Origin of the sequence: Lentzea californiensis (genome assembly GCF_024648825.1) — a bacterium.
GTDB classification, from domain to species: domain Bacteria; phylum Actinomycetota; class Actinomycetes; order Mycobacteriales; family Pseudonocardiaceae; genus Lentzea; species Lentzea californiensis.
In genome coordinates, this window is sequence record NZ_JANBBE010000021.1 from 74,185 (window position 1) to 87,487 (window position 13,303).

General features: G+C 69.6%; 18 protein-coding genes and 1 pseudogene. 7 read left to right on the forward strand and 12 right to left on the reverse strand.

The window, feature by feature from the left end; translation table 11 throughout:
• Window positions 1-81 precede the first annotated feature (81 nt).
• A complete protein-coding gene (locus tag LX88_RS41910) occupies window positions 82-2,928 on the forward strand; it encodes an ATP-binding protein (RefSeq protein WP_258953310.1) in 2,847 nt (948 codons plus the stop codon).
• Here the strand turns inward: LX88_RS41910 and LX88_RS41915 are convergent.
• Together LX88_RS41915 and LX88_RS41920 are read right to left on the reverse strand one after the other, a co-directional pair.
• Window positions 2,904-3,134, reverse strand: coding sequence for a hypothetical protein (locus tag LX88_RS41915; RefSeq protein WP_258953311.1), 231 nt, complete (start codon window positions 3,132-3,134; stop codon window positions 2,904-2,906). The genes LX88_RS41910 and LX88_RS41915 overlap by 25 nt on opposite strands.
• Entirely contained in the window at window positions 3,131-4,141 is a 1,011-nt protein-coding gene (locus tag LX88_RS41920) for a GTPase family protein (protein ID WP_258953312.1), read from the reverse strand. The genes LX88_RS41915 and LX88_RS41920 overlap by 4 nt, the downstream gene beginning before the upstream one ends.
• A 144-nt stretch (window positions 4,142-4,285) precedes the next feature.
• On the opposite strand from LX88_RS41920, the gene LX88_RS41925 reads away from it, so the two are divergent.
• Together LX88_RS41925 and LX88_RS41930 are read left to right on the forward strand one after the other, a co-directional pair.
• On the forward strand, window positions 4,286-4,486 hold the full coding sequence (locus tag LX88_RS41925) for a hypothetical protein (protein WP_258953313.1): 201 nt from the start codon (window positions 4,286-4,288) through the stop codon (window positions 4,484-4,486).
• Complete coding sequence (locus LX88_RS41930) at window positions 4,483-4,701, forward strand: hypothetical protein (protein WP_258953314.1); 219 nt, start codon at window positions 4,483-4,485, stop codon at window positions 4,699-4,701. Before LX88_RS41925 ends, LX88_RS41930 begins: the two co-directional genes overlap by 4 nt.
• Window positions 4,702-4,713: 12 nt before the next feature.
• Here the strand turns inward: LX88_RS41930 and LX88_RS41935 are convergent, their stop codons facing one another.
• The 8 genes from LX88_RS41935 to LX88_RS41970 all read right to left on the reverse strand — a co-directional run bounded on the left by LX88_RS41935 (window position 4,714) and on the right by LX88_RS41970 (window position 8,835).
• Entirely contained in the window at window positions 4,714-4,890 is a 177-nt protein-coding gene (locus LX88_RS41935) for a hypothetical protein (RefSeq protein WP_170176235.1), read from the reverse strand.
• 96 nt (window positions 4,891-4,986) lie between these two features.
• The gene (locus LX88_RS41940) at window positions 4,987-5,772 is read right to left on the reverse strand and encodes an isocitrate lyase/PEP mutase family protein (RefSeq protein WP_258953315.1); all 786 of its coding nucleotides are present in this window, start codon (window positions 5,770-5,772) and stop codon (window positions 4,987-4,989) included.
• Window positions 5,772-6,233, reverse strand: coding sequence for an SRPBCC family protein (locus tag LX88_RS41945; protein ID WP_258953316.1), 462 nt, complete (start codon window positions 6,231-6,233; stop codon window positions 5,772-5,774). The genes LX88_RS41940 and LX88_RS41945 overlap by 1 nt, the downstream gene beginning before the upstream one ends.
• Window positions 6,230-6,592, reverse strand: coding sequence for an ArsR/SmtB family transcription factor (locus LX88_RS41950; protein ID WP_258953317.1), 363 nt, complete (start codon window positions 6,590-6,592; stop codon window positions 6,230-6,232). Before LX88_RS41950 ends, LX88_RS41945 begins: the two co-directional genes overlap by 4 nt.
• Window positions 6,589-7,053: an SRPBCC domain-containing protein gene (locus tag LX88_RS41955; RefSeq protein ID WP_258953318.1), complete on the reverse strand. Its 465-nt coding sequence runs from the start codon at window positions 7,051-7,053 to the stop codon at window positions 6,589-6,591. Before LX88_RS41955 ends, LX88_RS41950 begins: the two co-directional genes overlap by 4 nt.
• Window positions 7,054-7,142: 89 nt before the next feature.
• On the reverse strand, window positions 7,143-7,313 hold the full coding sequence (locus tag LX88_RS41960) for a DUF397 domain-containing protein (RefSeq protein ID WP_258953319.1): 171 nt from the start codon (window positions 7,311-7,313) through the stop codon (window positions 7,143-7,145).
• Window positions 7,291-8,151, reverse strand: a complete 861-nt coding sequence (locus tag LX88_RS41965) for a helix-turn-helix domain-containing protein (protein ID WP_258953320.1) — start codon at window positions 8,149-8,151, stop codon at window positions 7,291-7,293. The genes LX88_RS41960 and LX88_RS41965 overlap by 23 nt, the downstream gene beginning before the upstream one ends.
• A gap of 96 nt (window positions 8,152-8,247) precedes the next feature.
• Window positions 8,248-8,835, reverse strand: coding sequence for a TetR/AcrR family transcriptional regulator (locus LX88_RS41970; protein WP_258953321.1), 588 nt, complete (start codon window positions 8,833-8,835; stop codon window positions 8,248-8,250).
• Between the two features lie 92 nt (window positions 8,836-8,927).
• Between LX88_RS41970 and LX88_RS41975 the strand changes: the two genes are divergently transcribed.
• On the forward strand, window positions 8,928-9,959 hold the full coding sequence (locus LX88_RS41975) for an NAD(P)-dependent alcohol dehydrogenase (RefSeq protein WP_258953322.1): 1,032 nt from the start codon (window positions 8,928-8,930) through the stop codon (window positions 9,957-9,959).
• Between the two features lie 19 nt (window positions 9,960-9,978).
• Here LX88_RS41975 and LX88_RS41980 read toward each other — a convergent pair whose 3' ends face one another.
• Entirely contained in the window at window positions 9,979-10,344 is a 366-nt protein-coding gene (locus tag LX88_RS41980) for a hypothetical protein (protein ID WP_258953323.1), read from the reverse strand.
• Window positions 10,345-10,401: 57 nt separating this feature from the next.
• Here LX88_RS41980 and LX88_RS41985 point away from each other — a divergent pair, with 57 nt between their 5' ends.
• Both LX88_RS41985 and LX88_RS41990 read left to right on the forward strand, forming a co-directional pair.
• Window positions 10,402-10,968: a TetR/AcrR family transcriptional regulator gene (locus LX88_RS41985; RefSeq protein ID WP_258953324.1), complete on the forward strand. Its 567-nt coding sequence runs from the start codon at window positions 10,402-10,404 to the stop codon at window positions 10,966-10,968.
• A 2-nt stretch (window positions 10,969-10,970) separates the two neighbouring features.
• On the forward strand, window positions 10,971-12,455 hold the full coding sequence (locus LX88_RS41990; protein WP_258953325.1) for a carboxylesterase/lipase family protein: 1,485 nt from the start codon (window positions 10,971-10,973) through the stop codon (window positions 12,453-12,455).
• 177 nt (window positions 12,456-12,632) lie between these two features.
• Here the strand turns inward: LX88_RS41990 and LX88_RS41995 are convergent, their stop codons facing one another.
• Window positions 12,633-12,923, reverse strand: a complete 291-nt coding sequence (locus LX88_RS41995; protein WP_258953326.1) for a hypothetical protein — start codon at window positions 12,921-12,923, stop codon at window positions 12,633-12,635.
• 100 nt (window positions 12,924-13,023) lie between these two features.
• Between LX88_RS41995 and LX88_RS44810 the strand changes: the two are divergent.
• Window positions 13,024-13,303: pseudogene (locus LX88_RS44810) on the forward strand (IS982 family transposase); the annotation flags it as partial.

The following is a 13,303-nucleotide window of genomic DNA, read 5'->3' on the forward strand; positions in this document are numbered from 1 at the left end:
GATACGCCAGTCTGGCGCCTGATCGCAGTTCTTCGCCATTGTTGACGACGAGTCGAGAACGGCTCGTCATATCAACGTGAATTGGAATTGTTGATGGCGCTGGTCGAGCGCGACGCAGAACTGGACGCAATTCATGCTGTGCTCGCCTCGGTCACGGGCGGCCGCGGAGCGACAGTGCTGGTGGAAGGACCACCGGGGATGGGCAAGACAGCGGTGCTCGCGGCCGTGAGCGAACACGCGGTGAGCCTGGGCGTGCGCGGACTGACCGCTGTCGGTGGCGAACTGGAGCAGGACCTGCCGTTCGCCATCGTCCGTCAGCTGTTCGAGCCGCCGTTGCGCACCGGATCGGTCGCGCGCAGGGCCGAGCTGCTGGCGGGCGCCGCCGGTCTCGCGGAGCCCGTGTTCGGCCACCACGGCGGTCAGGGCGCCGCTTCCGCGCAGGGCGACGTCGTGTACGGGTTGTACTGGTTGAGCGCCAACCTCGCGGAGTCCGGACCACTGCTCATGGTGGTGGACGACGTGCACTGGGCGGACGGTGCCTCGCTGCGGTTCCTGTCGCACCTGTCCCGCCGGATCGCCGATCTGCCGGTGCTGTTGCTGCTCGCAGGGCGCCCCGGACCGGTGCTCGACGGGCTCGTCGGCGGTGCGCTCGGCGGCGTCGCCCCGCACGTCGTCCGGTTGCGGCCGCTGAGCGACGAGGCGGTCGGCACACTGGTGCGCCGGGACCTCGCGGCCGACGCCGACGACGAGTTCTGCCGTGCCTGCGCGGTCGCGACCGGCGGTAATCCGTTCCTGCTGGCCGAGGCGCTGGCCAACCTGCGCGAGAACGGAACGCGGCCCGTCGTGGCCCAGGCCGGCCGGATCGGGCACCTGCGGGCCGACGCCATCTCACGGGCGGTGCTCACCAGGGTGGCCCGGCTGGGCCCCGAGGCCGTCAGGTTCGCCAGGGCGCTGGCCGTACTGGAGACCGCCGCCGAACCACGGCACGTGGCGGCACTGGCAGGGCTGTCGATCGAGGCGGCGGCCATCGCCGCGGACGGCCTCGCGCGCGAAGCCGTCGTCACCGCTCACCATCCGATCTGTTTCGTGCATCCACTGGTGCGGACCGCGGTGTACACCGACTCGAGCAGCCTGCTCCGCGCGGCCGAGCACAAACGGGCCGCGCGCCTGCTCGCCGCCGATCACGCCGGGGCCGAGCAACTCGCGCCTCATCTGCTGGCCGCCGAACCGGAGGCCGACCCGTGGGTGGTCGGCTCGCTGCACTCCGCCGCGGTGTCCGCGCTGGGCCGCGGTGCTCCCGAGGCAGCCGCGACGTACCTGACCAGGGCCCGCAACGAACCACCGGCGCCGGTCCTGCGCGGGCCGCTGGTGGCGCTGCTCGGCCGGGTGCTGGGCATGGCCGGCCGGTCGGCACGGGCCGTGGAGGTGCTCAGGGAGGCCATCTCGCTCACCGACCCGCTGCCCGAGCGGCTTCAACTCGTCGTCGAGCTGGGCTTCCTGCTGACCCAGACCGGGCGGTCCGCCGAAGCCGCCGGGATGGCGGAGCTCGCACGGGGGCTGGCCAACGGGCACGAGGGAGAGCTGCCGGTGTCGATGCACGCCGCGCTGGCAGGACTCGAACTGATCGCCATGAGGAACCCCGCCACGATCCTGAACGGCCTCGACGCGGTCGCGGCAGGGCTGAGCGGTACCTCCGACGAGGACCGGATGCTGCTGGCCACGCTCGCCTTCGGTGCCGTGGCGACCGGAGACCGCCCCGCCGGCGAGGTGGCGGCGCTGGCCGAGGCCGCCGCGGCGGGCCCGCTCCCCGCGCGCGACGGGTGGATCCTGGTCAACTACGCCAGTGCCGCCCTGAACCTCACCGACCGGATGGCGGACTCGCTCGAGCTGCTCGACCGGGGCCTCGACGCCACGCGGCAGCGGGGCGACGTGTGGGACTTCCGCTACCTGTCGATGCTCCGCTCACACACGGCCTGGTACGCGGGCCGCCTGGTCGAAGCCGAAGGCGACGCCCGCGCGGCGTTGGACGAGGTCCCAGGGGAACCGCGCCGGTTCAACACGCCGCTGGCGGCGGCCGTGCTGGTCGACGCGCTGGTGGAACGGGGCAAGCCGGACGAGGCACGGCGCGTGCTCGACGAGTTCGGGATCAGCGACCACCAGCCGACCGACACGATCATCATGCACTTCGTCCCGGTGGCCAGGGCCAGGCTCCGGCTGCGGCTCAACGAGCCGGCCGAGGCGCTGACCGATCTGCTGGAGGTCGGGCGGTTCCTGGCCGGGGGCGGATACCGCAACCCCGGCTTCGCCGAATGGCGCACCGACGCCGTGCGGGCCCACCTCGCGCTCGGCCAGTCCGGAGCGGCGGTGGCGCTGGCGCGGGAGAACCTGGAACTGGCGCGGGAGTTCGGAGCCCGGCGGTCGATCGCGCGAGCGCTGCGCACCACGGCCCTGACCACGTCCGGCTCCTGCCGTCTGGACCTGCTCGCCCAGGCCGTGGAGCTGCTGGACGGCTCCGAGGCAGACCTCGAACGCGCCTGCTGCCTGATCGCGTACGGCGCCGCGCTGCGCCGCGCGGGCCAGCGGACGCTGGCTGTCGGCCCGCTGCGCCACGGCCTGGACCTCGCCACGCGTTGCGGCGCCCTCGGGCGGGCGGCATCGGCACGAGACGAACTCCGCGCCGCGGGAGCCCGGCCGCGCCGGGACGCGGTCACCGGCAGGGACGCCCTGACCGCGATGGAGCTGCGGGTGGCCGAGCTCGCCGCCGAGGACGGCAAGACCAACAAGGTCATCGCGCAGGAACTGTTCGTGAGCGCGAGGACGGTCGAGTCGCACCTCACCGCCGCCTACCGCAAGCTCGCGATTCAGGGCCGCCCGCAGCTGCGGGCGGCCCTGCGCAACCCGGCCTACTCGAACAGGTCGGCGAAATAGTCCCACACGGCGTCGACTCCCAGCATCACGAACTGGCCGACCGGCGGGCCGAACGTGAACTGGACCGCGGCGCTGACCAGCTCGTAGAGCCAGCTCCGGTCGTTCGTCCGCAACGCGTCCTGATAGCCCGTGTAGTAGGCGTGGTCGATCGCGGCCTGGTGCCGGACCGCCGCGGCCATCTCGGCCGCCGTGTAGTACCGGGTCATCGCGACACCTCCAAGTTCTGCTGCGCCATGTCGAACAGGACCTCCCCGCCCCGGCCGTCCAGCACCACGAGGTTGCAGAACTGCCGGGCCACCGCCACGGGCACGGTGTTGAGGGCGTCGTGCAAGGTGAACTTCCGGAACCGCACGCCGGCACCGGGGCCGAGCTTGCCGACGATCACGGCCATCAGGTTCTCGAGGTTGAACCGCAGCCGGGCCGAGCACGAGACCACGCGGTTGTTGTCGTACAGCCGCTCGAACACGTCCTGGTGCCGGGGATGGCGTGCGGCCAGTGCACGCGCGGCGGCGAAGGTGAGCAGTCCGCGATGGCTGACGAAGTGCTCGTCGACGGTCAACGCCGGGTCGTGCACGTCGAAGGTGCCGTCGTGGTGTGTCGAGGTCACGATGTCCGCCGCGTGCGGCTGGACGAACGCCTCCTGGAAGTACCGCTCCTTCTCCCGCAGCAACGTCTCCGTCGGGGGAAGCGCGGCGAACATGCCGGCCTGGCCCGACTTCGAGTAGATCCACGGCGCTGGCGTGAGCAGGTCGGCCTTGGTGAGCAGGAACGTCACCTTGCTCATCAGGGCGGTCCGCTGCTGCGGGTCGTCACCGAGGACGCGGTCGAGGGCGTGCTGGTCGAAGGTGACCGACCGGCTGTCCGCGTGGATCGCCCACAGCACCACGTCCGATTCGAGGAGCTTGGCCCGGTACTGCGCGACGTAACCCTCGTCGACCGCGCCCGCCTCGCCGATCCCGGGCAGGTCGTGGAAGAACATGCGGCCACCACCAGTGCCGTCGATCCGGACCGTCTGCACCTCCTTGGTGCACGGCCGCACCGGGTCGGTCTTCAGGTTCGTGCCGAACAACGCGTTGACGAGTGACGACTTGCCGGTGCCGGTCGTGCCCATCACCGACACGACGAACGGCTTCACCGCCTCCGCGCGGACGCTGTCGGCCACGGTCTTCGCGACTCGGTCCAACAGCCGGTTTGAACGATGCTCAGTGCGCATGCCGAGAACTGTCGCGCGCGGGGCACGGTGGCCGGATCCGGATGACACCGCAGGTCGTCGCCGGTCCGGCCGGGCCACGACCGGGCAAAAGCAAGGGTGCCGACCACGATGCGCGTCGCTCACCGCGCGGGGAGGGTCATCGCCATGACCGAAGCAGGCAACGCGACGGTACGGGTCGAGCTGGACCTGGTCGCGGACTCCGACCCCATCCAGGGGCGGGCCCGCGGCGCCGACGGGGTCACCCGGATGTTCTCCGGCTGGCTCGAACTCGTCGAGGTGCTCGACAGCGCCCGCATCGGCAGGCCCTCGTCCTCAGGACGGGCGACAACGGAGGAGCGACCATGACAACGCCAGGCTCACAGGGCGCGCAGCAGGCCTACCAGCAGCAGGTGCGGCAGAACAGCGCGACCTTCCACCGCAACGCCGCCTACCAGGACCAGGTGCGCCGCCGCCGTCCGGCCGGTGTGGTGAGGCGGGTTCTCGGCGTCGTCTTCTCGCTGCTGTTCGCCCTGGTCGCCGTCGGGATCTTCCTGGCGATCGTCAGCAGCCAGACCTTCTGACGCCAGTAGAGGTCAGAGCTCGAGCACCAACTCGGCGGAGCACGCGCGGGCACAGGGCCACGGGTCTCCGCATTCGGTGCAGCCGGTCGTCGCGGGCAGGTGCGTGTCGAGCACCTGGACCGCCCTGGTCCGGTAGCGCTCCAGATCGGTCTCCCAGTTGTGGCGGGAGCCCGCGGTCGCACTCGTCATGGTCATCAGTCCTCGGGTTGAGCTGGTGCACACAGCATGCACCTGTGACGGCGCTCACGGGCGGCAATTCCGCGAATACCGACCTTCGGCGGGTCGTCACCCGGTGGACCCGCCGAGCAGCTCGAGGTCGGCGCGCAGGTGGCCGAGCGCGCTGCGGTAGAGCTGAGGACCCACCGACACGCGGGCGACCCCGGCCGCACGAAGCGCCTCCAGCGACCCGCCCCGCAACGGCAGCCCGGCGTTCACCGGAGCTCCGACCTCGGTGACCACCGCGCGGAGGTCCTCGGGTCCGGCTCCCGGCACGAACACGCAGTCCGCGCCGGCCGCCCAGTACGCCCGCGCCCTGTCGAGGGCGTCGGTGAGCCTCTTGTCCCCGGAGAACGGCGAGGCGGGGAAGAAGGAGTCGACCCGCGCGTTGATCACCAACGGCACCCCGACCCGGTTCGCGGCCGCACGCATCTCCCCGATGTAGGCGGCACGCACGCCGGCGTCCACCAGGCCGCCGTTCGCGTGGTCGGTGTCCTCGACGTTGCAGCCGGCGGCACCGATCCCGGTCAGCAGCTCTACCAGCTCACCGGGAGCAAGTCCGTACCCGGCTTCGGCGTCGACCGTCACCGGGACGTCGACCGACGCCACGATGCGCGCGGCGACGAACATCATCTCGTCCCTCGGCGCTCGCTCACCGTCGTCGTGGCCCAGTGCCGCGGCGATCGCGTTGCTCGCCGTCGCGATCACCGGGAAGCCCGCGTCGACGATCGCGCGAGCGCTGCCGACGTCCCAGGCGTTCGGCAGCACGAGCGGGTCGCCCGGCACGTGCAGCGAACGAAGGAGATCGGCCTTGGCGGCCAGATCGGACATCACGTTCTCCTGTTCCTCGGTCATCACCACGGATCCGGCAGACCCTGACCGGTGGCGATCAGGCTGCGCAGGCTGCCGTTGACGTAGTGCAGCCACGCCGTGGAGCACGCACCGAAGCACTCGACGTCCGGCACAAGCCCGACGTGGGTGAACCTCAGCTCCGCGCCGCCGCCGGCGGGGACGATGTCGAACACGATCTCGCTGCCGGTCCACTCGGCCGAGTCCGAGACGAAGGACAGCAGGCTGTCCGTGACCTGCCAGAACAACCGGTTGCCCGGCGTCAGCTCCGTCACGCGCTGGCGGCTGTAGTGCTGCGGGGGATGCCGGTAGGTGAACTCGGCACCCACCTCGTCGGCACGTCCCTCGACCTCGCCGGTCCACCAGGCACGGACGTCCAGGACGGCCGCGTAGACCTCGTCCGGCGACTGCTCGACCGCGTACGAGGTGGTGTAGCCGCGCTCGGTGCGCGGCGCCTGCGTCGTCATGACTGGTCCGATCCTGTCTCTCGTTCCGCTGTGCCGCGCTGGATCCGTTCGGCGATCCGCTTGATCCGCTGCAGCCGGGCGTCCCAGGTGGTGCCGACCGCGGTCAGCTGGGCCACCGCGCGGGCGAGTTGCGCCTCGTCCACCTCGTAGCGGCGCTCGCGTCCGGCCGGTGTCACGTGCACCAGCCCGACGCGGTCGAGCACGCCGAGGTGCTTGGCGACCGCCTGCCGGGTGACCGGGAGCCGTTCGCTCAGCGTGGTCGCGGTGCCGCCGCCGTCGCTGAGCAGCAGGTCGAGCATCCGGCGGCGGGTCGGGTCGCCCACCGCGGACCAGAGGTCGTCGTCGATCGCCGCGCTCACGGCCGCGCGACCAGCAGCTCGGCTCGCGCGACGAGACGCGGGAGGAAGTGGTCCCAGCCCTGGACGTGATCGGCGTAGGCCTGCTCCAGCACGGCGGCCTCCCAGCCGCGCTCGCGGAACCCGGTCTCCTTGAAGCGCAGCAGCGTGCCGTCGCCGGAGGGCACGAGGTCGATCGTGACGAGCAGCGAGTTGCCCGGCGCCGCCGACGCGCCCTGGTCGTACACCCAGCGGAACGCGAACCGGCGGGGCGGGTCGGCCTCGACGACGGTGAGGTGTTCGACCTTCGCGTCCGGCGAGGCCGGGTCGCCGAAGGTGATCGTGCCGGTGCCGCCGGGCACGGCGTCGAGCTCGGCGTCGTCGGGCCACCACTCGCGCAGGTGCTCGGGAGAGCTGACCACCTCGTAGACCACCTCGGGGGTGGCCTCGATGCGCAGCTCGCGTTCGATGCTTCCGTGTTCCACGCCGGCTCTCCTCGCTTGAAGTGCAACCATCGGTTGCATCTCAAGTTAACCGGCTCACCCGGCTTGCGCAACCTTTGGTTGCGCCGACGTCACTTCGCTGCGGGTTGAGTCCTGACCAACTGCAGCAGCGGTGCCCACTGGTGAGCCGTGAGCGGGAGTTCGACGGAGGGAGCCTTGCTGTCGCGGACGCCGACGCCGCGTCCCACCTCGACGCAATTGCCGTCGTTAGCGCTGTAACTACTCTTGCGCCACCTGGTCATCACGAGCCTCCTCACCGATGATTTCAGTGATCAGCTTCCTCGTTTGAGCCTCATCCAACGCCGCCCGTCCGAGTGACTTCACGACGTTCTCGTAGAGGTCAACAGAGGGCTGATCTTCGAGGAAGACGTTAGCGCCGTGACTCTCCAGGTAGACGAGCGGTGGGATCTTCTTGAACTTCAGCAGGTCGAAGTCACCGGCAAGCCCCGCGTGCGGCCCGAACGCGGAGGGAATCAGGCGAATCGTGAGGTAGGGACGCACGGAGAGCCGCAGCAGGTGATGGAACTGTTCAGCCATCACGAGGACGCCGCCCACCTGAAGCCGGAGCGCCTGTTCGTGCATGAAGATGGTGATCGCACGGTGGCCGTCGAGGACCGACTGCTGTCGTTCCGTCCGCGTGCGCACCACAGCCGAAACGTCATGCACGTTCACAGCCGCGTTGGCCAGATGAAGGGTGTAGTCGGGTACCTGAAGCAGGCCGTGCACCACGTTCATCGACCAACCGGTGATGTCTGACGCGATCCCTTCGTGTTCCCTCAGGGTTCGTGCCCGATCTGGCGAACCAGAACCTGCAGGCTGCAACCAGTCTCTGATGTGCGTTTCGTGGTGCAGCGCCATCAGGTGGTCGAACTCGTCGGGCGGCGTACGCAGCAGGCCGAGCAACTTGGCCAGGTCGACGTCGCTCACGCCTTCCTTGCCGTTGACCAGTTCCGAGACTTTAGCTTCCTGCCAGCCCAGCAATTCGGCGGCGGCGCGGTTGGTGAGGCCGGCCGCCCGCAGCAGCGCCCGTATCGCGTCACCGAACTCGCGGCCGCGCACCGTTGATCTCCGCAAAGGCATGCGGGGGACGGTAGAGGCGGCGTTCCGTTTGGCTCCACCCATTCGCCGCAGGTCAACCTGAAAGCATGTCCTTTGGATGAGTTCCAAACCCCTGGACTAGGCCGGCGCGACCGCGCGGCGGACGCTCTCGCGCAGGAAGTCCCGGCGGCGGTCGTGCGTTTCGGCGGGTTCGTCGCTGGAGGCCGCGTAGACGTTGCTGACCGGTGACCACGCCATCGACATCGCGATGACCATGGCCATCACGTCGAAGGGGTCGCCGTCGCGGACCAGCCCCGCCTGCTGCGCGTCGGTGATCGCCTGCAGCTTGCTCTGGTCCAGGCGATCGGTGTCGGCGACCAGGTGGCCGGTGGGGCGTCGTTCGAGACGGGCCCAGGTCGCGAGCCGAATGAGTTCGGGGCGCTCGATGTACTCGTCGTAGAGGCGCACGGCCCAGCCCGCCAGATCGGTGGCGTCGATGGGCACGACGTTGACGATCCGCTCCAGCGAGCCGAAGAAGATCGCGTCGAACAGCCCTTCCTTGTTGCCGAAGTAGGCGTAGAGCTGCGCTTTGTTGGTGCGCGCCGCGGCGACGACCCGTTCGATGCGGGCCCCGGCGATGCCGTGCTCGGCGAACTCGCGGGTGGCCACGTCGATGATGCGTTGCCGCGTGGCCGCGCCACGGGCGGTCAGCTGCTGGTCGGACATGACTGAACTGTACCGACAGAACAGTCGGTTTACTTTGCGGACCTTCTAGGGGTAGCTTCAAATAGACCGAACAGTCTGTTTAAGGGAGAGTCATGCGAACCACCACCGGTTGGCAGGCCGACGGACACGCGTTGCACCGGGTGCCGCTGTACCGCCGTGACCTGCGGAAAGACGACGTTGCGGTGCGTGTGGACTTCTGCGGCGTCTGCCACACCGACCTGCACTCGCTGCGCGCACACGACGGCGAGGGCGTGCTCGTGCCGGGTCACGAGTTCACCGGGGTCGTCGTGGACGTCGGTCCCGAGGTGACCAAGTTCCGGGTCGGTGACCCGGTCGCGGTCGGCAACATCGTCGACTCCTGCGGCGTCTGCACGATGTGCGCGATAGGCCAGGAGAACTTCTGCCGCGAGTTCCCCACGCTCACCTACGGCGGGACCGACCGCCACGACGGGACGACGACGCTGGGCGGTTTCTCCCGCGAGTACGTGGTCCGCAACCGGTTCGCCCATCCCCTGCCGTCCGAGCTGGAACCGGCCGCCGCGGCACCGTTGCTGTGCGCGGGGATCACGGTGTGGGAGCCGATGCGCGCCCTGGGGGTGGGCCCGGGAACGCGCGTCGCGGTGGCCGGCCTGGGCGGGCTGGGCCACCTCGCGGTCAAGTTCGCGGCCGCCCTGGGTGCCGAGGTGTCGGTGGTGAGCCGGTCGGCCGAGCGTGCGAGCGACGCGATCCGCCTTGGTGCCCGCGATGTCGTCGTCTCCACCGACCCGGACAGCACCGAGGCGGCCCGCGACAGGTTCGACGTCCTCATCGACACCATCCCGGTCCCCCACGACCTCGGCCCCTACCTGCGTCTGGTGGCCGTCGACGGGACGCTGAGCCAGGTCGGGCACCTCGGCACCCTCACCGTCGAGGCGATGGACCTGCTCGTCGGCCGCAAGAAGCTGAGCTCCGGTGGCAGCGGCGGCCTTCCCGCCACCGCCGCCATGCTGGAGTTCTGCGCTACCCACGGCATCACCGCCGACGTCGAGGTCCTGCCGTCCGCCCGCGTCGCCGAGGCCCTCGACCGGCTCGACCGCGGTGACGTCCGCTACCGGTTCGTCCTCGACCTGTCCGACCTCGGCTGACGTGCCGTGGCAGCGCTGATCACTTCCAGGGCGTCCGGCGGCTGACCCGCGGCATCCTGGCGATCTTCGCCTCCGCCTGCTCCTCGTCGATGATGCCCGCGGCAGCCCGCCGCCGCAGCTTGCCGGCCACGACGTCGGCGAGTGGCGCGTCGGCGAGCTTGCGCCAGCGCTTCGACGGAAGACGTTTGCGCTTGAGTTCGGAGTCAATGTCATCGGGCCGGGCCTGGACGAGCACCACCTGCTCGCGGCGCCGGTCCGACCGGACGTTGGCGCGCTTGTTCCTGGCGATGGCCTTGCGCGAGCCCTTGTCACTCTGTCCGTAGCAGTTGCGGGCGTCCCTGGCGTAGCTCAACGCCTTCTTCGCCTGCGGAGATCTCCTGGTCACAGGCCGATTCTAACTGCGTGCGCACCTTATTTTGCTCAGCCGTGCTAAGTTTTGCTCATGCGAGCAAAGTCCGTGACCGAGCAGGCCCGGCGGGCGCAGATCGTGGCGGCGGCGATCGCCACGATCGCGGAGCTGGACTACGCGGAGACGTCGTTCAAGGCCATCGCGGCGCGTGCGGGGCTGAGCAGCACGGGGCTGATCTCGTACCACTTCAAGAACAAGCAGGAGCTCGTCGACGTCGTGTTCGCGGACATCTTGGAGCGCTTCCAAGGGTTCGTGAGCACGCGGATGAACCAGGCGAGCGCCCGCCAGGAACTGCGGGCGTTCCTGGTCGCCAACATCGCGTTTCTGCGCGAACACCGCGAGGACATGGTGGCGTTCCTGCGCATCAAGGCCCACGCGGCGGTGACGGACGGGGGCATCGCCGACTCCGATCACGCAGGGCTCGCCGACCTGCTGCGGCAGGGGCAGGACGCAGGCGAGTTCCGCGCGTTCGACCCGGACGTCATGGCCGTGTTCGTCCTCGCGCTGCGCAACAGCGTTGTGCAGCGGTCCGAGTCACTCGATCTCGACGTCTGCGAGCAGGAGCTGGTCGCGGCCGTCGACCTGGCCACAAGGGGTTAGCCATGCGTCGGGGGACGTTGCTAGTTGCCGCATCACTGCTGCTCAGCGCGTGCGGGAGAGGGGAAGCCATGCCATCGGACGTCGTTACGACCGATACGGGGCAGGTTCGGGGTGAGGTGCGGGACGGGCATCTGCGGTTCCAGGGGGTTCCGTACGCCCGCGCGGCTCGCTGGGAGCCGCCGGTGCGCGCGGCGGCGTGGAACGGGGTGCGGGACGCTTTCGAGCCCGGCAGTCCGTGCCCGCAGGTCGGATCGAGCTACTCCGAGACGAAGAGCACCGACGAGGACTGCCTGTTCACCAACGTCACGACGCCTTCGGTGGCCGGCCGCAAGCCGGTGCTGGTGTGGGTGCACGGCGACGGCGCGATCGGGGCCGGGCACTTCTTCGACGCGGAACGCCTTGCGCGGCAAGGGGATGTCGTCGTGGTGACGTTCAACTACCGAATGGGCGTGTTCGGCGGCTTCGGCCTGCCGGGCCTCGAGCACTCCGGTGAGTTCGGGCTGCTCGACCAGCGCGCGGCATTGGAGTGGGTCCAACGCAACATCTCCGGCTTCGGCGGGGATCCGGGCAACGTGACGTTGTTCGGGGTGTCCTTCGGGGCGACCGCGGTGAGCGCGCACCTGATCGGGCAGCGGCCCTTGTTCCACAAGGCGATCATGCACAGCTCGTTCACTTTGGTGGACGTGCCTCGCGGCGCCTGGTTCCCGGACCTGGAGGCGTTGCCGTCACTCGCGTGGCGGCCGGTGCCGGAGATCCAGGAGATCGGCAAGATGATCAGCGCCGAACTGGGCTGCACGGACGTCGAGTGCCTGCGGCGACTGCCGGCGGAGAAGCTGCTGGACTACCCGCAGATCATGAACATCTTCCAGTCCGTCGGCTACGGCGGCTCGTTGCTCCCCCGGCTCCCGGCCGAGTCGCTGGAGTCGGGCGAGTTCGCCGACGTGCCGATCCTGGCCGGCGCGACCCGCGACGAGCACAACAGCTTCGTCGGGCTGTTCCGGCCGGAGCCCATGTCCACTGAGGACTACTCACGGCTCGTGCGGGAGGCGTTCCCCGACCGCGCGGCCGAGATCGAGCGCGAGTACCCGGTCAGCGCGTTCGCGTCGCCGAAGCAGGCGTGGGCGACGGTGCTGACAGATCGCGTGTGGGCTCGTGCGACGTTCAGGCAGAACACGCTCTACGCGAAGAAGGCGCCCGTTTACGCGTTCGAGTTCGCTGACCGCAACGCGGCTACGGACCCGTCGATGCCGCCTGAATTGCACGGCGCGAACCACTCGTCGGACATCGACTACCTGTTCCCCGACGAGGACTTCACGAAGGACCGCGGCCTGTCCGACCACATGATCAAGACGTGGACGGACTTCGCCCGCACCGGAACGCCGGGCTGGCCCCGGTTCTCCGAGGGCCAGTACGTGCAGTCACTGGCTCCGGGCGCGATCGGACCCGTCGACTACGCGGCCGAGCACAGGCTGGCGTTCTGGCGCTAGTGTCCCGCGCCGGAAATCCGCTATCGAAGTCCGTTCCACCGCAACGGCGTGTCGAGCGCCGACACGCCGTGCCTGTGGTTCACGCGGGGACCTTACGTACTGCATGAGAGTACGTAAGGTCCCCGCGTACCGCGGTGACGAGCTGAGAATTAGACAGCGAATTAACGGCGCACGACGCTAGGCGAGCGACTTGGTGAACTGTCTCAGGTGCGCGAGCTGGTCAGCGCTGAGGCGCCGGCACTCCCAGGCGAGCTCACCGACCTCGGGGTCCGGCGTCCCTACCGGGGTGATTCCAGTCAGGGCTTCGAGTTCGGTGGCCGGGACGTTCAGCAGGACGGCCAGGTCGCCGAGCAGCTCAGGGGTAAGTTCCGTGCGCCCGGAGCTCACCCCGATGTACGTGGAGGCCGACCAGTAGCGGGCACCCTTCGTCACCCGGTAGGTCGCACGTGCGATCGATGCCGGGGACAAGTTCCGGTTCGCGAGCAGGCGCATCACGACGCCGCCTAGATGAGTAAGTCCAAGGGGTAGGCGTCTAGAGACGCGAAGCGAGGGTGTCGATGTACGGGTTGTGACGACCGACATTGACACCCTCGCGACCGCACTTTACGTCAGAACCGACGACTTGCTCAGGGCGCAACCTCGATTAGCGCCGTGGCGGCCGAAGGTCGGCATCGTGCCCAGCCTGACCGATGCCGAACTGGTCACCCTCGCGGTGATGCAGGCACTGCTGGGCCACACCTCCGAAGCCCGCTGGCTGCGCTACGCCCACGCTCATCTGGGGCACCTGTTTCGGTACCTGCCTCAGCAGTCGGGTTACAACAAGCGGCTGCGTAACGCCGCCGGACTGA